19 protein-coding genes and 3 tRNA genes are annotated in these 16346 nt (G+C 72.6%); 15 read left to right on the plus strand and 7 right to left on the minus strand.

Annotation, left to right across the window (positions count from 1 at the left end; translation table 11 throughout):
* Window positions 1-57: 57 nt before the first annotated feature.
* Complete coding sequence (locus tag Q7L65_RS23595) at window positions 58-528, minus strand: DUF1707 domain-containing protein (protein WP_304725096.1); 471 nt, start codon at window positions 526-528, stop codon at window positions 58-60.
* 68 nt (window positions 529-596) lie between these two features.
* On the opposite strand from Q7L65_RS23595, the gene Q7L65_RS23600 reads away from it, so the two are divergent.
* Complete coding sequence (locus Q7L65_RS23600; RefSeq protein ID WP_304725097.1) at window positions 597-2081, plus strand: hypothetical protein; 1485 nt, start codon at window positions 597-599, stop codon at window positions 2079-2081.
* 12 nt (window positions 2082-2093) lie between these two features.
* On the plus strand, window positions 2094-2672 hold the full coding sequence (locus Q7L65_RS23605; RefSeq protein WP_304725099.1) for a hypothetical protein: 579 nt from the start codon (window positions 2094-2096) through the stop codon (window positions 2670-2672).
* 36 nt (window positions 2673-2708) lie between these two features.
* Here the strand turns inward: Q7L65_RS23605 and Q7L65_RS23610 are convergent, their stop codons facing one another.
* Window positions 2709-3932 carry a hypothetical protein gene (locus Q7L65_RS23610; RefSeq protein ID WP_304725101.1) on the minus strand — a complete coding sequence of 408 codons (1224 nt, stop codon included), beginning with the start codon at window positions 3930-3932 and terminating at the stop codon, window positions 2709-2711.
* Between the two features lie 136 nt (window positions 3933-4068).
* Here Q7L65_RS23610 and Q7L65_RS23615 point away from each other — a divergent pair, with 136 nt between their 5' ends.
* From Q7L65_RS23615 to Q7L65_RS23630, 4 genes are all read left to right on the plus strand, one after another.
* Window positions 4069-5466 carry an amidase gene (locus Q7L65_RS23615; protein ID WP_304725103.1) on the plus strand — a complete coding sequence of 466 codons (1398 nt, stop codon included), beginning with the start codon at window positions 4069-4071 and terminating at the stop codon, window positions 5464-5466.
* Window positions 5463-6275, plus strand: a complete 813-nt coding sequence (locus Q7L65_RS23620) for an inositol monophosphatase family protein (RefSeq protein ID WP_304725106.1) — start codon at window positions 5463-5465, stop codon at window positions 6273-6275. The genes Q7L65_RS23615 and Q7L65_RS23620 overlap by 4 nt, the downstream gene beginning before the upstream one ends.
* Before the next feature lie 155 nt (window positions 6276-6430).
* Window positions 6431-6513, plus strand: a tRNA-Leu gene (locus Q7L65_RS23625).
* A 14-nt stretch (window positions 6514-6527) separates the two neighbouring features.
* Complete coding sequence (locus Q7L65_RS23630) at window positions 6528-6938, plus strand: YccF domain-containing protein (protein ID WP_304725108.1); 411 nt, start codon at window positions 6528-6530, stop codon at window positions 6936-6938.
* A gap of 15 nt (window positions 6939-6953) precedes the next feature.
* On the opposite strand, the gene Q7L65_RS23635 is transcribed toward Q7L65_RS23630, so the two are convergent.
* Window positions 6954-7514 carry a hypothetical protein gene (locus Q7L65_RS23635; protein ID WP_304725110.1) on the minus strand — a complete coding sequence of 187 codons (561 nt, stop codon included), beginning with the start codon at window positions 7512-7514 and terminating at the stop codon, window positions 6954-6956.
* Between the two features lie 85 nt (window positions 7515-7599).
* Here Q7L65_RS23635 and Q7L65_RS23640 point away from each other — a divergent pair.
* The 3 genes from Q7L65_RS23640 to Q7L65_RS23650 all read left to right on the plus strand — a co-directional run bounded on the left by Q7L65_RS23640 (window position 7600) and on the right by Q7L65_RS23650 (window position 8544).
* Window positions 7600-7686, plus strand: a tRNA-Leu gene (locus Q7L65_RS23640).
* A 75-nt stretch (window positions 7687-7761) separates the two neighbouring features.
* Window positions 7762-8121 (plus strand): helix-turn-helix transcriptional regulator, encoded by a 360-nt coding sequence (locus Q7L65_RS23645; protein WP_304725112.1) that lies wholly within the window; start codon window positions 7762-7764, stop codon window positions 8119-8121.
* 213 nt (window positions 8122-8334) lie between these two features.
* Window positions 8335-8544 carry a hypothetical protein gene (locus tag Q7L65_RS23650; RefSeq protein WP_304725113.1) on the plus strand — a complete coding sequence of 70 codons (210 nt, stop codon included), beginning with the start codon at window positions 8335-8337 and terminating at the stop codon, window positions 8542-8544.
* Window positions 8545-8765: 221 nt separating this feature from the next.
* Here the strand turns inward: Q7L65_RS23650 and Q7L65_RS23655 are convergent.
* From Q7L65_RS23655 to Q7L65_RS23670, 4 genes are all read right to left on the minus strand, one after another.
* Window positions 8766-8836 (minus strand) — tRNA-Trp (locus tag Q7L65_RS23655).
* Between the two features lie 10 nt (window positions 8837-8846).
* A complete protein-coding gene (locus tag Q7L65_RS23660) occupies window positions 8847-9095 on the minus strand; it encodes a helix-turn-helix domain-containing protein (RefSeq protein WP_304725115.1) in 249 nt (82 codons plus the stop codon).
* 30 nt (window positions 9096-9125) lie between these two features.
* A complete protein-coding gene (locus Q7L65_RS23665; RefSeq protein WP_304725117.1) occupies window positions 9126-9368 on the minus strand; it encodes a helix-turn-helix domain-containing protein in 243 nt (80 codons plus the stop codon).
* Window positions 9369-9716: 348 nt separating this feature from the next.
* On the minus strand, window positions 9717-9908 hold the full coding sequence (locus Q7L65_RS23670; protein ID WP_304725119.1) for a hypothetical protein: 192 nt from the start codon (window positions 9906-9908) through the stop codon (window positions 9717-9719).
* A gap of 266 nt (window positions 9909-10174) precedes the next feature.
* Here Q7L65_RS23670 and Q7L65_RS23675 point away from each other — a divergent pair, with 266 nt between their 5' ends.
* From Q7L65_RS23675 to Q7L65_RS23700, 6 genes are all read left to right on the plus strand, one after another.
* Entirely contained in the window at window positions 10175-10852 is a 678-nt protein-coding gene (locus Q7L65_RS23675; protein WP_304725121.1) for a PadR family transcriptional regulator, read from the plus strand.
* Window positions 10849-11865 (plus strand): ATP-binding cassette domain-containing protein, encoded by a 1017-nt coding sequence (locus tag Q7L65_RS23680; RefSeq protein WP_304725125.1) that lies wholly within the window; start codon window positions 10849-10851, stop codon window positions 11863-11865. Before Q7L65_RS23675 ends, Q7L65_RS23680 begins: the two co-directional genes overlap by 4 nt.
* Window positions 11866-11869: 4 nt before the next feature.
* A complete protein-coding gene (locus tag Q7L65_RS23685; protein ID WP_304725127.1) occupies window positions 11870-12766 on the plus strand; it encodes an ABC transporter permease in 897 nt (298 codons plus the stop codon).
* Between the two features lie 85 nt (window positions 12767-12851).
* Window positions 12852-13526, plus strand: coding sequence for a LysE family translocator (locus Q7L65_RS23690; RefSeq protein ID WP_304725129.1), 675 nt, complete (start codon window positions 12852-12854; stop codon window positions 13524-13526).
* 82 nt (window positions 13527-13608) lie between these two features.
* Entirely contained in the window at window positions 13609-15528 is a 1920-nt protein-coding gene (locus Q7L65_RS23695) for a cytochrome c biogenesis protein DipZ (RefSeq protein ID WP_304725131.1), read from the plus strand.
* A 79-nt stretch (window positions 15529-15607) separates the two neighbouring features.
* The gene (locus Q7L65_RS23700) at window positions 15608-16231 is read left to right on the plus strand and encodes an N-acetylmuramoyl-L-alanine amidase (RefSeq protein WP_304725132.1); all 624 of its coding nucleotides are present in this window, start codon (window positions 15608-15610) and stop codon (window positions 16229-16231) included.
* The last annotated feature ends 115 nt before the right edge of the window (window positions 16232-16346 follow it).

Below are 16346 nucleotides of genomic sequence, written 5' to 3' on the forward strand. Positions count from 1 at the left end.
CCGCCGGCGGATCGCGCTCGCGCCGGCCGGACGGCGTTGCTCCGCGCGCGGGGCGCGCTAGCGCCGGTCGCGGCGATCCGCACCGGGCCGCGACGCGCTGCCGCGTCCGACGCGACGCTGCTCCGCCGCGCCCGGACCCAACTCGCTCCAGGCGACGAACGCGACGCGCACGCCGGTGCCGAGGATCACCCAGATCGGCCAGAACGAGCCGGCCATGCCGGTGGCCAGCCAGATCGCGACGCACGCGACGACCGCGATCGCCGACGCGCCCGCGTTCTGCAGCACGCGCCGCTTCGCCGACTCGCGGTCGGGGTCGTGGCCGGGCCGCGGCGCGGCGGCCGGCAGCGCGGGCAGATCGGCGACGAGCGCTCTCAGCTCGCTGACCGTGCGCGCGGCGTAGGCGGCGTCGCTGCGCTCGTCGAACTCCTCTTCGCTGATGCGGCCGGAGCCGAAGTGCTCGCGCAGCTGCGTGACGGTGCGCTCGCGCTCGGCGTCGGAGGCGCGCAGGTCGGGCTCGGCGGGAGTCATCGCGATCGATGGTACGGCGGCGGCTGTGGCGGCGCCAGCGGATCCGCTGCCACGGGTAGGCTGGCGGCATGGCCGAGACGAGCGATCAGAGAGGGTCGGGAGCCACCGGCGGCGGGGCCGGCGGCGCGAGTGCCGGCGCGGGCGGTCCGGCGCTCCCGCCGGAGCTGCAGGCGCGCGTGCGCGAGGGGATCGAGCTGCTGCGCCCGCATCCCCACCGCGGCGACCTGATCGCCGGCGGCGCGGTGCCGCTGACGGTCGCGCTGCTGCTGATCAACCTGCGCCTCGACGACAGCTGGGGCAACGGCGTCTTCTTCGTGCTGAACCTGCTCGCGTGCGCGATCGTGCTCGGGATGGGCGTGCTCGCGCCGATGGAGGAGGAAACGCCGCGGGCGTACCAGCTGGTGTTGCAGCTGAGCGGCCTGGTGCTGCTGTTCGTGACGCTGATGCGGCTGGCGCAGGTCTTCGGCGTGCAGGAGCCGCTCGGCTCGGCCTGGACGGCGTTCCTGATCCTCGCCGTCATGACGGCCGCGGCGGCATGGCTCGCGCGCGAACGCCGCAGCGAGGTCTGCACGCTGATCGCGGGCATCACCGGCACGTTCGCCCTGCTTGCGTTCGTCGACCTCGTCTTCTCGCCCGACGGCGCCGGCACGACCCGCTGGCTGCTGCTGTTCGCCGCGATCCTGCTGCTGGGCGGTTCGCTCGTGCTGCGCGACCGCCACCGGCGCGAATCGGTCTACCTGATCGACGCGGCCGGCGTCGCGATCCTCGTGCTCGGGATCACGTTCATCGGCGAGCTGCTGTTCGGCGCCGTGCTGTCGTTCGGATCGGACGAGCTGCTGAACCGCGCCGCCGGGCCGGGCGTGCTGTGGAAGGTTGCGCTGCTCGCCTCCGGCCTCGGCCTGGTCGCCTTCGCGGGCGTCGACAACGAGTCCGGCCCGGGCTACCTCGGCGCCCTGATCCTGCTGATCTTCGTGCTGCTCGTCGGCGCGCCCGGCGAGGGCGGCCCGAGCCTCTGGTTCTGGCCTCTGGTGCTGCTGCTGATCGGCGCCGCGATGATCGCCGCCGGTTTGCGCCCGCGCCAGCCGCTGCCGCCCGAACCGGCGAGGGGCGACCCCGCCCCGGTCGTCCCCGCACCCGTCCCGTCCACGTCGCCGCCGGCCGTAGCGGCCGCGATCCCGCCGTTCGCTGCTGCGCCGCCTGCGCCTGAGCGCATGCGGGCCCGTCCGCCGCTGTCGGAGGCCGCGTCGGCTCCTCCCGCCGGGACGGAACCGTCGCCGGCCGCCGCAGCCGGTCCGGAGAGCGCCGACGACGGGTCGGAGTTCATCGAGCCGGCGGCGGGACCGGCGCAGACGGAAGCGGACGCGCCCGCCTGGATGGAACCGCCCGCCGCCGAGGAGAACGACGATCCGCCGACGGCAGACGCGCCGGTCCCGGAGGAGCCGCCCCGGCCGCCCGAGCCACCCGCCAGGGGCTCGCTGTGGGCACGGGCGGATCCCGGCGAGGAGCCGACGCGGCCGCACCGCGTGCCGCCGAGAGACAGCACGGACGAGTGAGTGAGGAGCGAGATGGCCGGGTCTGATCACAGAGCGCTGCTGCAGGAAGCGATCAGGATCGAGGCGGGTGCGCAGCAGGCGCTGCTGCGTGGCGACGCCGCGGTCGCGTGCGACGGCTTCCGCGCTGCCGCGGATCGGTACCGCGCGTCGTGGGAGGCCGCGCCGCCGCGCAGCTACGGACGGCTCGTCGGGATGGCGAAGGCGGGCGTGCTGGCCGGCCACGGCGGGGAGGAGGCGGCCTACGTGCGCAGAGTGCTCGACGACGCCTGCGACTCGGCGCCGGGCTGTTACGCACTCGCGATCGCCGCGCTCGTGCAGGGCGACGACGAGGCAGCCCGCGCGGCGGCGGCCGGGATGCGCAGCGAGGATCCCGCCTTCATGCGCACGAGCACCGCGATCGACGCGCTCGCTCGCGGTGACGGCGATGGCTACGCCGCGGCGCTCGGCGGGATCGTCGCCGACTTCGAGGAACGCCCCGCACACCTCACAGGCGTCCCCTTCGCGGACACCGCCGTGATGCTCGAACGCCTCGCCCGCCCCCGCGGCCTCGCCGCCCGTCCGGCGTCGAAGCTGATGCCGGTGCTCGGCTGACGTGCCCGAACGCGAGCCGCTGCGTGCCCGCGCCGCTCACCCGCCCTCCTCGTCCAACAGCTCGACCAACGCCAGTGTGAGTGCGAGCGCGTCGGCCGCGTGCGGCGCTGCGAGACGGATCGCGGGGATCCGGCGCTGGCGGGCGCGCAACGCGGCGCCGATCGCGTGCCCGCGGCGGTCGCGCGCGGCCAGTTGCGGCTCGTCCGCGGCGGCAGCGGCCGCGAGCGCGACGAGCCGCGGGTGGTAGCGCAGCGGCAGCAGCGCGCCGTCGCGCGTCCACCACGTCGGCACTGTCACCGCCGCGCCCTCCGCGATCTCGATCACGACGTTGCGCTCCGGCGACGGCCGTCTGCGCCGCAGGTAGGCGAGGAACCCGAGCGCCTGGCCGGTCCCGGCCCCGGCGATCACGACCTCGACGGAGACGCGTCGCAGCACCGTCGCGTCGAGCGCCTGTGCGGCGGCGAGCACGATCTCTGGTGCCGAGGGACCAGGCTCCGCGGCGGCGGGCGCCATGGCACCGTCCGTCTCGGCGGCCGGCGTCGGCGCCCGCGACAGCGCCGCGTCGAGCAGCAGCCCGAGCGCCACGAGCAGGACGAGCGTCGGCACCAACTGAATCGCACCGATCCCGCTGCCGTCGACGTCCGCGATCCGCAGCACGGCGCACACGGCGACCCCGAGCAGCGCGAGCACGATCCATGCGAACGGGCCGGGCAGCGGCGCGCCTGGTCGGTTCGGCGCGCCGCGCCGGCCCGCGGTCCGTGCGCCGCCGCCCCGTCCGCGCGCGAGCCGCCGCAGCAGCCCGCCACGCGGCACGTCGCAGTGGGCGGTGAGGATCACGCGCAGCGGCGGCGTGGCTCCACCGGCACCCGCGCCAGATGCACCGCCGTCGCCGTCGCCCGGGACAGCGTGATCCGCCCGCGCCGACGCCGACGCGATCACGTTCTGCGTCGCCCGCTCGGGCGTCAGGCGGCGCAGCAGGAAGAGGCGGCCGCTGAGGTCGAGCAGGAGCGACAGAAGCGCGACGAGCGCGAGCGCGAGCCCGGCGATCGGGCTGGCGACCGCGATGAGGCTCGCGACCACGCCGAGCCCCGCGTGGAGCGCGTGCGTGAGCTCCCATCGCGGTCGCACCCAGACCGTCTCGACGGCGACCTCGCGACCGCCCTCACGCAACCGCGCGGCCAGCGCCAGCGCGGCCCGTCGCTCGGCGTCGCTGCCCGCAACCGCCGCAGGCTCGCTCCAGGACTTGGCCGCACGCTCCATCCGCGAGCGATGATGTCAACCCGCGTCGTTCGCCGAGCCGCTGCGCCCGCTGAGCCGCTGCGCCCGCTGAGCCGCTGCGCCCGCGCCGTCCCCCAAACCCGCGCGCCGCTCCCATCCCACCGACTAGGCTGCCGCGATGGACGCGACCGATCTTGCATTCGCCGGCCTCGGGCGTCAGGCGCAGCTGGTCCGCGACGGCGACGTCTCGCCGCGGGAGCTGGTCGAGCTGTACCTCGCGCGGATCGAGCGGATCGATCCGCAGCTCAACGCGATCCGCGTCACGTTCGCCGAGAGAGCGCTGATCGAGGCCGACCAGGCCGCCGCACGCCGCAGAGCGGGCGCGGGCGCCGAGGACCGCCCGCTGCTCGGCGTCCCGATCCTGATCAAGGACGACGTCGACGTCGCCGGCGAGTTGACGCCGTATGGCACCGCCGCGACCGACGGTCGGCCCGCGACCACGGACGCCGAGGTCGTGCGCCGGCTGCGCGCGGCGGGCGCGATCGTGATCGGCAAGACGAACGTGCCCGAGCTGACGCAGTGGCCGTTCACCGAGACGATCACGTACGGCATCACGCGCAATCCGTGGGATCTCGACCGCACGCCGGGCGGCTCCAGCGGCGGCAGCGGCGCAGCCGTCGCGGCTGGTCTGGCGGCCGCTGCGCTCGCGACCGACGGCGCCGGATCGATCCGCATTCCCGCCTCATGCTGCGCGCTGTTCGGCCTCAAGCCCCAGCGCGGGCGGGTCCCGGAGGCGCCGAAGGTCGAGCCGTGGCAGGACCTGACGGTCACCGGCGCGCTCACGCGCAGCGTCGCCGACACCGCCCTGTGGCTCGACGCCACCGCCGACCGCGACGCGGGCACGCCGCCCTACGCGCAGGCGGCGGCGACCCCGCCCAAAGGCCCCCTCCGGATCGCCTACACGACCCGCAACCCGCTGTTGGCCCCCGTCAGGCGAGAGCAGCGCGAGGCGCTCGACGCGACGATCGCGCTGCTGCGGGAGCTGGGGCACACGGTCGAGCGGGTCGACCCGCCGCTCGATCCGGTCCTGCCGCAGGTGATCGCCCGCTACCTGCGCGGGATAGCCGACGACGCGGGCAGACTCGCGCATCCCGAGCGGCTGGAGCCGCGCACGCAGGGGATGGTCAGAATGGGCCGCCTGCTGCCCGACGGCTTCGTCCGCTGGGCGCGCAACGAGGAGGGCGCGACGACGGTGCGCCTGAACCGCGTGCTCGTCGACCACGACGTCCTGCTGACCCCGGGCCTCGCCGACCTGCCGATGCCGGTCGGCAGATACGACGGCCGCGGCGCGCTGTGGACGTTCAACGGCGTTGCGCGCTTCACGCCGTTCACGCCTGCCTGGAACGTGACCGGCCAGCCGGCCGCGGCGGTCCCGGCCGGCTTCACGCCGGGCGGGGTGCCGCTGTCGGTCCAGCTCGTCGGCCGCCCGCGGGACGAGGCGACGCTGCTGTCGCTCGCCGCCCAGATGGAGACCGCACGACCGTGGAGCGCGCGGCGTCCTACGCTTGCGGAGTGACCTCCTCCGCTGACGCCTCACCCACCACCGCGGCGCTCGAAGCCCAGCTGCTGCAGATCGCGCGCGACGCGGCGCGCGCCTCCGCCAGAGTCCTGCTCGGCTACTACGGCAACGCGACCGGCGTGCGCACGAAGTCGACCGACACGGACCTCGTCAGCGAGGCGGACGTGAACGCCGAGCTGGCGATCCGCGCGCTGCTGGCCGAGCGTCGTCCCGGTGACGCGATCCTCGGCGAGGAGGGCGGCGAGACGAGCGCGACGGGGGAGAGCGGGATCCGCTGGATCGTCGACCCGCTCGACGGCACCGTCAACTACCTCTTCCAGTACCCGCAGTGGTCGGTCAGCATCGCCGCCGCGGACGCCGGCGGCACGGTCGCGGGGATCGTCTGGGATCCGATCCGGCAGGAGGAGTTCGCCGCGACGCGCAGTGGCCAGCCGACGCTCAACGGCGCTCCGCTGATCCCGTCGGCACAGGACGACCTCGGCCAGGTGCTGATCTCGACCGGCTTCGCGTACGACGCGAGGCTGCGGGCGCGGCAGGCGGAGATCGTCAGCGGCCTGATCACGCGCGTGCGCGACATCCGCCGCGGCGGCAGCGCCGCGCTCGACCTCTGCTGGGCGGCCGCCGGCCGCACCGACGCCTACTACGAGCGCGGGATCAACGCCTGGGACTACGCCGCGGGCGCGCTGATCTGCGAGCGCGCGGGCCTCGCGGTGCGCGACCTGCCGGCCGACCACGAGCTGCCGTTCGGCCTGGTCGTCGCGCCGCCGGCGCTGATCGACCACCTGCACGCGCTCGTGATCGGCTGAGCGAGCGGAGCCAGCCCCCGGTAGTGGATCGCCTCCGGAGCGATCCGCAGGATGATCCGCTGTTGCGCGGCCATGGCGACCTCTCCTGGCATGCCTCGGACGATGGTTCGCCGCCGATCATGGGCTCAGCCCCGTAGACTCGGACCTGACCCCACGCGGCGGTGGTGGAACGGTAGACACGGCGGCCTCAAAAGCCGCTGAGCGCAAGCTCGTGTGGGTTCGAATCCCACCCGCCGTATCGAGAGGACCACGATGCGACTTCTGTTGAACATCATCTGGTTCGTGCTGTGCGGCCTGTGGATGGCGATCGGGTATGCGTTGGCCGCGCTGATCTGCTTCATATTGATCATCACGATCCCGTTCGGGATCGCGGCGCTGCGGATCGCCGTGTTCGCGCTGTGGCCGTTCGGCAAGACCGTCGTGCGGCGTTCCGACGCCGGGATCGCGTCGGGGATCGGGAACGTGCTGTGGCTGATCCTGTGCGGCTGGTGGCTCGCGCTCGGGCATCTGATCACCGGCATCGCGCTCTGCATCACGATCATCGGGATCCCGCTGGGGCTCGCGAACTTCAAGCTGATCCCGGTCTCGCTGCTGCCGCTGGGGCGCGAGATAGTGCCCGTCGACCAGGCGCGGTCGCTCGGCGGGGACAGCGTCAGCTTCTAGGGTGGGAGCGCGGCGTCAACCGCGCGTGGCGCCGGTGCTCGTGGTGCCGCGGCGGGCGCCGGGGCGCTCGACGAGCTTGCGCGGCGCCGCACCCGACCACAGGGCGCGGCTCTTGGGCACCTCGAGCTCGACGTGCCACTCCTGCTGGAACGCCTGCGCGGCGAAGCCGATCAGCAGCACCTGCACCGGGATCACGATGAAGGTCAGCAGCGCGAGCACCGACGACTCGAGGCCGGCGCTGCCGAGGATCGACTCGGGCGTGGAGAAGCCGGTCTTGTCGCGGTCCAGCCATTCGGGGCCGGAGACGGCGGCGAAGATCAGCAGCAGGATCGCCATCGCGGCGGCGACCGGCAGCACGCCGCGGTTCCATCTGCTGACGAGATACGCCATCAGGATGTAGAGCAGGGCGAAGACCAACTGGACCGCCTTGCTGCCCTGCAGGGAGGACCAGCCGCCGAGGATCACGATCAGCTGGAGGCCGGCCGAGACGAGCAGCAGCAGCACGACGATTGCGCGCGTCGTGTGCGATGACGCCTTCGCGCGATTGGGCCGATCGATGACGTAGACGTCGTCCATCCCGCCAGGACCCTACAATCCTGCGCGGTCGCGTGGTGCACTACCCGTCAGACGGCGGGCGGGACCGCTGTCGCGAACAGCACCTGCGGGTGTGGTGAAACGGTAGACACGCCGGTCTTAGGAGCCGGTTGGCCAGGTAGAGGCCTTGGGGGTTCGAATCCCTCCGCCCGCATTTGCAAGGCGTCTATTGCCGCGCCATGCGCCAATGTGCGCAGCAAAGTCGCGGAGCGGCATAGAATGGAGAGCGATGGGAACGCCAGACCAGCCAACCGCCGACGCGATCCAGCTCACTTCGGTCATGCACGCGCTCAGCGACGACGCCCGCCTCGCGGTCGTGCGCGAGCTCGCCTGCGGCGGTGAGCGGCCCTGCGGCTCGTTCGATCTCGGCGTCAGCAAGGCGACCGCGTCGCATCACTTCCGCGTCCTGCGCGAGGCCGGCATCACCGAGACGCGGGTCGACGGCAAGCGCCGTCTGCTGTCGCTGCGCCGCGACGATCTCGAGACGCGCTTTCCCGGTCTGCTCGGCGCGGTGCTCCACGCCGCGACCGCCAACGGCGACGCGCCGACGACCACGCCGGTCGCCGAGCCTGCCGTCGTCAGCGCCTGAGCGCCAAGTGCGCCCCGCTGCGTCCGCAGCGGCGGTGGGCCCCGGCGGCCCGGCACAGCAAACTTCTCAACCGCCCGGCGCGGCGCGCTCTCGTGCGCCCAGCCGCACGCAAAGCTGGACGATTTGAGAGGACTTCATATACGATCGCCTCGTGCTCTTGGGAGCACCGCATGACGGATCTACCCGGCCAGTCATGGCCGCGAAGGAGGCAGAGTGAGCCCGTTCAGACCGTATCGGCGCGTGGCCAGCGACACCCTTGTCAAGGTCGCCACGGTCAATGCCGGTGAGGACCTCGCGACGGCTGTCGCGGACATCATCGCCGGCATCGAACTGACCGGACACGAGGTCGTGTCGATATCGCACACCGCCGTCACCGGCTCGACGTACTCAGTGCTGGTCGCTTATTGCAAGCCGAACGACTGACGCGGTCGCGGCCGGCGACGCTCCGTCCCCAGGACGACGAGCGCCCCGGCCAGGCAGGTCCGGGGCGCTCCGGATCGGCAAAGGTGCGATCCCGGCCGATCCCCCGAGTGCTCGACCGGACGAGCGGGGATCTTGAGCGCCCGGCGTCGCGTCTGGACGAATGGACGGGTTTGCTGCCAAGGAGGGCGCAAATCCCCGTGTTCGCGGGAAATCTGCCGGAGCGGGCCACCGAGGAGTCGAACCTCGCGTTACGGTTTTGGAGACCGTCGTGTTACCGATACACCAGTGGCCCGGGGCGGCGGTCATTGTAGGTGTTTGCCGTCTGAGCTGTCGCCTTCACCGTAGAGCTCGCCGATGGTGACGCCGAGCGCGTCGGCCAGGCGGGCGACGGTGGTGGCGCGCGGATCCTTGTTGCCGCGCTCGATCTCGCTCAGATGCTTCGGATGCATGCCCGCCGCGGCGGCAAGCGCTTCCTGTGACAGCTCGCGCTCACGCCGCAGGTGGCGGATGTTGCGGGCAAGCGACGAAAGGTGTGGGGAACGGCCGGACACGAACGTATGTTCGCACACCTGTGGGTGGGATTACACCGCCTCAAGGTGGAGTTCCACTATTGCGATCACCTCGGCGGCTGGCACCCCGAGACCGCTCGCCAGTCGCATCAGCGTGGTCAATCTCGGCTCTTTCGCCGCGCGCTCGATCTCGCCGATGTGCTTGGCGCTGATCCCCGAGCGGCCCGCGAGGTCCTCCTGTGACAGATAGCGATCTCGCCGCAGCTTTCTCAGCGTTCTGGCGAACGCGGCGGACTGGGGTGAGGGCTCGCGCATCGGAATGCTGAAAACTGCTTCACCGCAGCCCGAATCTCCACCCCCGGCGGGCGGCGAATCACCCCCTGCGAGCGGTAAATCTCCACCTCTAGACGGTTTTCTTGGCTATAGTCGCATGTGCCTCGGGCAGCGGTACGGACGATCCGCGCGCTGATTCCCCCTCATGCGTGCGATCACCATCGTCCGCGCGCTGCCTGGCAATCCCCGTATGCCGGCACCCCCCGGCGGCAGGGGGCACTGAACGCCTCGACACGGCAACGCGTCGGGGCGTTCGTGCGTTCGGGGCCGGTCCGCGCTCGCGCCGATGGGCGAGTCGCGCAGCTGTGGCGCCGGCGCTGCCGGCCGCCGCTACGCCGCGCGCTGCTCGGCCGCGGCGCGCTTCAGCGCGCGCTCGGCGGCCCGCTTCAGGAAGCGGCGCTGCTTGGAGCCGACCGGCGCCTGGCTCATCTCGTGATGCAGACGCGCGGCACGCTCGACCCAGTCGGGCGCGGGCTGCGCCGGCGCGGAGGCCGGTGTCGACGCTGGCGGTGACAGTGCCATCGGGCTCCATAACCCCCCGCGCGCGCCGTGGTTGCGGTGTTCGCGCGGCGCGCCGCGGCGACCGGGCGCGTGGTCGCGGAGGTCTGCGCGCGGACCGCCTCGAGAACCGCCCTTGACGAAAAGACTGTTCCGATATATCTTTGACACGTCAAGAACAGTCAAACAAGGAGAACGGCATGCGTAGCGCATCCAATTTCGCCGCCTCCGCAGGACACTCCGGTTCCTGCCATCGAGGTGGCTTCGACATCGCAGATCTGTGGCGCGCAATGTCCGGCGGCGGTCCCCGCTCCGGTCACGGCGACCACGCACGACACGGCGGCCACGGCCGCGGTGAGTTCGGAGGACGTGGCGGCCCGTTCGGCCGCGGCGGCTTCCCGTTCGGCCCGGGCGGTCCCGGCGGCGGAGGCGGCTTCGGCGGGCCCGGCGGCTGGGGCGGCAAGCGCGGCGGCCGCGCGCGGCGCGGCGACGTCCGCACCGCGGCGCTGCTGCTGCTGGCCGAGGAGCCGCGCAACGGCTACCAGATCATGCAGGCGCTGGAAGAGCGCTCGGGCGGCGCCTGGCGTCCCAGCCCGGGCTCCGTCTACCCGGCGCTGCAGCAGCTCGAGGACGAGGGCCTGATCCGCTCCAGCGAGCACGACGGGCGCAAGCTCTTCGAGCTGACCGACACGGGCCGCGAGGAGGTCGCCAAGCGCGACGCCGAGCAGGCCGCGCCGTGGGAGCAGATGGCGGGCGGCGTCCCCGACGACGCCTGGGCCCTGATGCATACCGGCCGCGAGGTCGGGATGGCGATGATGCAGGTGATGCAGACCGGCAGCGACGCCCAGCGCAGAGAGGCGCAGCGGATCCTCGTGAACGCGCGCCGCGACCTCTACCGCCTGCTCGCCGACGGCGAGCCGGAGGCGGAGACGCAGGACGGCCCGTCCACGGAGGACGAGGCGAAGTGAGCACGACCGCGGCGGTACAGGCCCACCGCCCGGTCGACGAGCCCGCCGCCGTTCAGGTGCGCGGGCTCGTCAAGCGCTTCGAAGAGGTCGAGGCCGTTCGCGGCATCGACCTCGACGTCGCGCCGGGAGAGACGTTCGGCTTCCTCGGCCCCAACGGGGCGGGCAAATCGACCACGATCGGCATGCTCTGCACGCTGGTCGAGCCGGACGGCGGCACGGCGCTGGTCGCCGGCCACGACGTCGTGCGCGAGCGCGACGAGGTCCGGCGCAACATCGGCCTGGTGTTCCAGGATCCGACGCTCGACGGCTACCTCAGCGCCGAGCAGAACCTGAAGTTCCACGCGGAGCTGTACGGCGTGCCGAAGGCGCTCGTGCCCGACCGCATGCGCCAGGTGCTGGAGATGGTCGGCCTGTGGGAGCGGCGCAGCAGCCGCGTCTCGACCTTCTCCGGCGGCATGCGCCGGCGGCTGGAGATCGCGCGCGGCCTGCTGCACTCGCCGCGCGTGCTGTTCCTCGACGAGCCGACCGTCGGCCTCGACCCGCAGACGCGCAGCTCGATCTGGCGCTACATCCAGGAGCTGAAGCAGGTCGAGGAGATCACGATCTTCCTCACCACGCACTACATGGACGAGGCCGAGCATTGCGATCGGATCGCGATCATGGACCAGGGGCAGGTGATCGTCGTCGACACGCCGGAGGCGCTGAAGGCGAGCGTCGGCAAGGACCGCGTGCGGATCGAGACCGGCGACGACGTCGCGGCGATCGCGGCGCTGCAGGAGCGCTTCGGGCTGGAGGCGACGATCTCGGAGAACGCGGTCTCCTTCGCGGTCGAGAGCGGCGAGCGGTTCGTGCCGCGGCTGTTCGCGGAGCTGGGCGTGCCGATCCGCGGCGTCTCGGTCTCGCGGCCGTCGCTGGACGACGTCTTCATGTCGTACACCGGCTCGACGATCCGCGATGCGGAAGCGGGCGACAAGGTCGACCCGATGGCACGGATGATGCGGAAGGGGCGCTGAGCAGATGGCGACGACAACCTCCGGCAGCAGCGGTCACGCGACCGCGACGGCGCCCGCCCCGACGACGCGCATCCGCGTGCCGGCCGGCGGCTGGCGCGCCGACGTGCGCGCGGTCAAGATCGTCTGGCAGCGGGAGCTGATCCGCTTCTCGCGCGATCGCCTGCGGATCGTCACCTCGCTGTTCCAGCCGGTGCTGTTCCTGTTCGTGCTCGGCGGCGGGCTCTCGCGGCTGGCGGCGGGCGGCACCGAGGGCGTCGACCTGCGCACGTTCATCTTCCCGGGCGCGCTCGCGATGGCGGTGCTGTTCACCGCGATCTTCTCGGCCGCGTCGGTCGTCTGGGATCGCGAGTACGGCTTCCTGCGTGAGATGCTCGTCGCGCCGGTGCGGCGCGGCTCGATCGTCGTCGGCAAGTGCCTCGGCGGCGCGACCGTCGCCGGCGCGCAGGGCCTGATCGTGATCGCGATGGCCCCGCTCGTCGACGTGCCGTACCGCCTCGACATGATCCTCGCGCTGATCGGCCTGCAGCTGCTGCTCGCCTTCATGATCACCGCGGCCGGTCTGATGGCGGCGGCGCGGATCACGCAGATGCAGTCGTTCATGGCGCTGACGCAGATGCTGCTGATGCCGCTGCTGTTCCTCAGCGGCGCGCTGTTCCCCGTCAGCGGGCTGCCGCAATGGCTGGAGATCCTCAACCGGATCGATCCGCTGACCTACATCGTCGATCCGATCCGCCACGTCGTGTTCGCGCAGCTGGACATCAGCGACGCGGCGCGCGAGGCGCTCAACCCGGGCGTCACGTGGTGGGGCTGGCACGTCCCGATCGGCGTCGAGATCGCCGTCGTGGCGGCCTTCGCGCTCGGCATGCTGTCGATCGCGATCGCGCAGTTCCAGCGCGCGTAGGGGCGCGCTCGTCGCCCGGATCCGGAGCGTCGTCCCATGGTGGGGGCGACGCTCCTCCGCGGCGCTTGCGCGCTAGGCTGAGGCGGTGCCGACGCTTGCCACGATGGTCCTCTTCGCCGCCGTCGCGCTGGGGTTCGCCGCACTGCCCGGGCCGAGCAATCTGTTCGTGCTCGGGCGGGGGATCGGCGTCGGCGCGCGGCCCGCGCTCGCCGGCGCCGCCGGCTGCGCCACCGGCGCCTCCGTCTACGTGGTCGCGACGGCGGTCGGGCTGTCGGCGCTGCTGGCGTCGTCGCAGGTCGTGTTCGCCGCGCTGCACTACCTCGGGGCCGCGTATCTGGTGTTCCTCGGCGTGAAGGCGCTGCGCACGCGGGGCGGGGACGAACTGCCCGGAGAGGCTGCGGCGCAGGAGATGCGTCTGGGGCGCTCCTACCGCCAGGGCATCCTGGTCGAGCTGTCGAACCCGAAGGTCGCGCTGTTCTTCCTCGCGCTCTTCCCGCAGTTCGTACACGCCTCGCGCGGGCCGGCATGGCTGCAGATCGTCGTGCTCGGCGCGCTGTTCGTCGTCGTCGGCTTCCTCTCCGACGCGACCTACGCGCTCGGCTCTGGTGCGCTCGGTCGCTGGCTGCGCCGTCGCCCGGCGCTGATGCGCCGCCAGCCGCAGGCGAGCGGCGTGCTGTACCTCGCGCTCGGCGCCTGGGTCGTCGCCTCGGGCACGGGCAACAGCGGGACAGCGCAGGCGTCGCCACTGTTGCGGCGCTGATCTCGCGCCGGGCGGGGCTCGTAGGCACCAACGTGCCCCGGATTGATCTCGCCGTGAGGTTCCGGCGCAAGACTGAAGCGCGATGGCGCTGCTGATCCTGTTCGGCTTCCTCGCGGGCGCCGGCACTGCGCTGTCCCCGTGCGTGCTGCCCGTGCTGCCGATCGTGCTGGCCGCGGGCGCCACCGGCGGGCGCCGGCGACCGCTCGGGATCCTCGTCGGACTGACCGCCTCGTTCACGTTCGCGACCGTCGCGCTCGTCTACGTGCTGTCCGCGCTCGGCCTGCCGGACACGCTCCTGCGCACGCTCGCGATCGTCGTGCTGCTCGCGTTCGGCGCGATTCTGCTCGTGCCGCCGCTGTCGGCGCGGGTGGAGGGATGGCTGAGCCGCGTGGCCGGGCGCGTCAGCGCGGCTGGGAGCGGTGGTGCTGGCGCGAGCCGCTCGGCCGCCGGCGGCGGCGCCGCTGGCGAATCGGGCGGCGCCGGCGGCGCCCGCAGAGGCGACGGCTTCGGCTCCGGCCTGCTCGTCGGCGCCTCGCTCGGGCTCGTCTACGCGCCGTGCGCCGGGCCCGTGCTGGCCGGCGTGATCACCGTCTCCGCCGCGCAGCCGTTCACGGCCGGGCGGCTCGCGGTCGCGCTCGCGTACGGGCTCGGCTCGGCGCTGGTGCTGTACGCGCTGATGCTCGGCGGCCGCCGGCTCACCGCCCCGCTCGCGCGCAGCAGCGGCAAGCTGCAGATCGCGATGGGGGCGGTGATGGTCGTCTTCGCGCTCGCGATGCTGAACGACTACGACCTGCGCTTCCAGAGCGCGATCGCGAAGGATCTGCCCGCCTTCCTCGTCAACCCGACGGGAGGGCTGGAGAAGACGCGCGCCGCCAGCGACGCGCTCGCCGACGTGCGCGGGGGCGAGGGCGGGATCGCGGCGGCGGCGCTGCGGGCGCAGGACCGGCCGCAGGCGCCGGGCGAGAGCGGCGCAGGCGGCGACGACGACGGCAAGGACGATGGAACGAGCGGCGCCGGGTCCGGCTCGAACGCCACCCACGCGGCCGCCGAGGCGCGCCTCGACCTCCCCGTGATCGGCGACGCCCCCGACTTCGTCGGCACGCAGAAGTGGTTCAACACGCCGGGCGGCGAGCCGCTGTCGCTCGCCGGGCTGCGCGGGCGCGTCGTGCTCGTCGACTTCTGGACCTACAGTTGCATCAACTGCCTGCGCACGCTGCCGTACCTGGAGGCGTGGGACGCCCGCTATCGCAGCGACGGGCTGACGATCGTCGGCGTGCACACGCCCGAGTTCCCGTTCGAGAAGGACCCCGGCAACGTCGCCGACGCGATCGCGCGCGAGGGGATCAGATATCCCGTCGTGCAGGACAACGACACCGCGACCTGGACCGCCTACGGCAACCAGTACTGGCCGGCCGAGTACTTCATCGACGAGAAGGGGCGGGTCCGCTACGCCCACTTCGGCGAGGGCGACTACGGCAGAAAGGAAGAGGTGATCCGCACGCTGCTGGCGGAGGCGGGCCGTGACGTCGGCAGCGCCAGAGTCAGAGCGCACGGCATCACCGCCTCGCGTCAGGTGACGACGCCGGAGAGCTACCTCGGCGCCGCGCGCGCCGGGGAGGGCTTCATGAACGGCGCGATCCTTCCCGGCCAGCACGACTACGGCAGGTCGAAGCCGCCGAGCCCCGATCAGCTCGCCTACAGCGGCGAGTGGAAGATCTCCGAGGAGAACGCGACCGCCGAGGGCGGTTCGCTGGACCTGAACTTCGGCGCCCGCCGCGTCTACCTCGTGCTCGGCTCGCCCGGCGGTTCGCGCCGCATGCGCGTGCTGCTCGACGGCCGCCCGCTGACGGCGCGCTTCGCCGGCAGCGACGTCCACGACGGCGTCGTGACCGTGACGGGCCAGAGACTCTACGAGCTGGTCGACCTGCCGCAGGCCGGCCGCCATCTGCTGAGACTCGAGCCCGACAGAGGCGTTGACGCGTACGCCTTCACGTTCGGCTGAGGCGCAGCTCGGCTGAGCGGGCGCGGTTGGCTGAGCCGCAGCTCCGCCGGGCGGGCGCGGCTGCGATCCTTCGCGGTCGATGCTGCAACTGCTGCTCGCCCTCGCCTCGCTCGCATCGCCGATGGCGGTCCCCAGACCCGCGATCACGAGACGCTTCATCCCGTTGACCGCGACCCGCCGCAGCGACACTGCCGCGTACGCGAAGCGCCACTACGGCCGCGCGACGACGGAGGTGCAGCCGCACGTGATCGTCGAGCACTGGACCGAGAACGACTCGGTCGACGCGACCTGGGACACGTTCGCGCCGAACCTGCCCGACGTCGAGCTGTACGAGCTGCCCGGTACCTGCTCGCAGTTCGTGATCGCACGCAACGGCCGGATCGTCCAGCTGACGCCGATCACCTTCCTCTGCCGCCACACGGTCGGCCTCAACTGGGCGGCGATCGGGATCGAGCACGTCGGCTACAGCGACGGCGAGGTGCTCGGCAACGCCGCGCAGCTGAGGGCGTCGCTGCGACTGACGCGCTGGCTGCGCTGCCGCTACGAGATCCCGGTCCGCGACGTGATCGGCCACGCGGAGAGCCTCTCCTCGCCGTTCCACAGAGAGAACGTCCCCGCGCTGCGCACCCAGACCCACTCCGACATGCAGTCCCCCGCGATGCGCAGCTACCGCGCGCAGCTGCGCGCGGCGGGGGACTGCTGACGAGGACCAAACGACGAGAGCCCCGCTTTCGCAGGGCTCTCGTGTGAGTCGACCTGATCGGAACCCTCTCAAACCCTGAGGTCGGAGATTCCCTTCGTCGCCTTCTCTCCCTGAT

Source organism: Conexibacter sp. CPCC 206217 (assembly GCF_030646165.1).
Taxonomy (GTDB): domain Bacteria; phylum Actinomycetota; class Thermoleophilia; order Solirubrobacterales; family Solirubrobacteraceae; genus Conexibacter.

Excerpts from the sequence above, each read along its gene's own strand:
- Q7L65_RS23595 (WP_304725096.1), bottom strand. The coding sequence starts at position 528 with ATGACTCCCGCCGAGCCCGACCTGCGCGCCTCCGACGCCGAGCGCGAG.
- Q7L65_RS23600 (WP_304725097.1), top strand. The coding sequence starts at position 597 with ATGGCCGAGACGAGCGATCAGAGAGGGTCGGGAGCCACCGGCGGCGGG.
- Q7L65_RS23605 (WP_304725099.1), top strand. The coding sequence starts at position 2,094 with ATGGCCGGGTCTGATCACAGAGCGCTGCTGCAGGAAGCGATCAGGATC.
- Q7L65_RS23610 (WP_304725101.1), bottom strand. The coding sequence starts at position 3,932 with ATGGAGCGTGCGGCCAAGTCCTGGAGCGAGCCTGCGGCGGTTGCGGGC.
- Q7L65_RS23615 (WP_304725103.1), top strand. The coding sequence starts at position 4,069 with ATGGACGCGACCGATCTTGCATTCGCCGGCCTCGGGCGTCAGGCGCAG.
- Q7L65_RS23630 (WP_304725108.1), top strand. The coding sequence starts at position 6,528 with ATGCGACTTCTGTTGAACATCATCTGGTTCGTGCTGTGCGGCCTGTGG.
- Q7L65_RS23635 (WP_304725110.1), bottom strand. The coding sequence starts at position 7,514 with ATGGACGACGTCTACGTCATCGATCGGCCCAATCGCGCGAAGGCGTCA.
- Q7L65_RS23645 (WP_304725112.1), top strand. The coding sequence starts at position 7,762 with ATGGGAACGCCAGACCAGCCAACCGCCGACGCGATCCAGCTCACTTCG.
- Q7L65_RS23665 (WP_304725117.1), bottom strand. The coding sequence starts at position 9,368 with ATGCGCGAGCCCTCACCCCAGTCCGCCGCGTTCGCCAGAACGCTGAGA.
- Q7L65_RS23670 (WP_304725119.1), bottom strand. The coding sequence starts at position 9,908 with ATGGCACTGTCACCGCCAGCGTCGACACCGGCCTCCGCGCCGGCGCAG.
- Q7L65_RS23675 (WP_304725121.1), top strand. The coding sequence starts at position 10,175 with ATGTCCGGCGGCGGTCCCCGCTCCGGTCACGGCGACCACGCACGACAC.
- Q7L65_RS23685 (WP_304725127.1), top strand. The coding sequence starts at position 11,870 with ATGGCGACGACAACCTCCGGCAGCAGCGGTCACGCGACCGCGACGGCG.
- Q7L65_RS23695 (WP_304725131.1), top strand. The coding sequence starts at position 13,609 with ATGGCGCTGCTGATCCTGTTCGGCTTCCTCGCGGGCGCCGGCACTGCG.
- Q7L65_RS23700 (WP_304725132.1), top strand. The coding sequence starts at position 15,608 with ATGCTGCAACTGCTGCTCGCCCTCGCCTCGCTCGCATCGCCGATGGCG.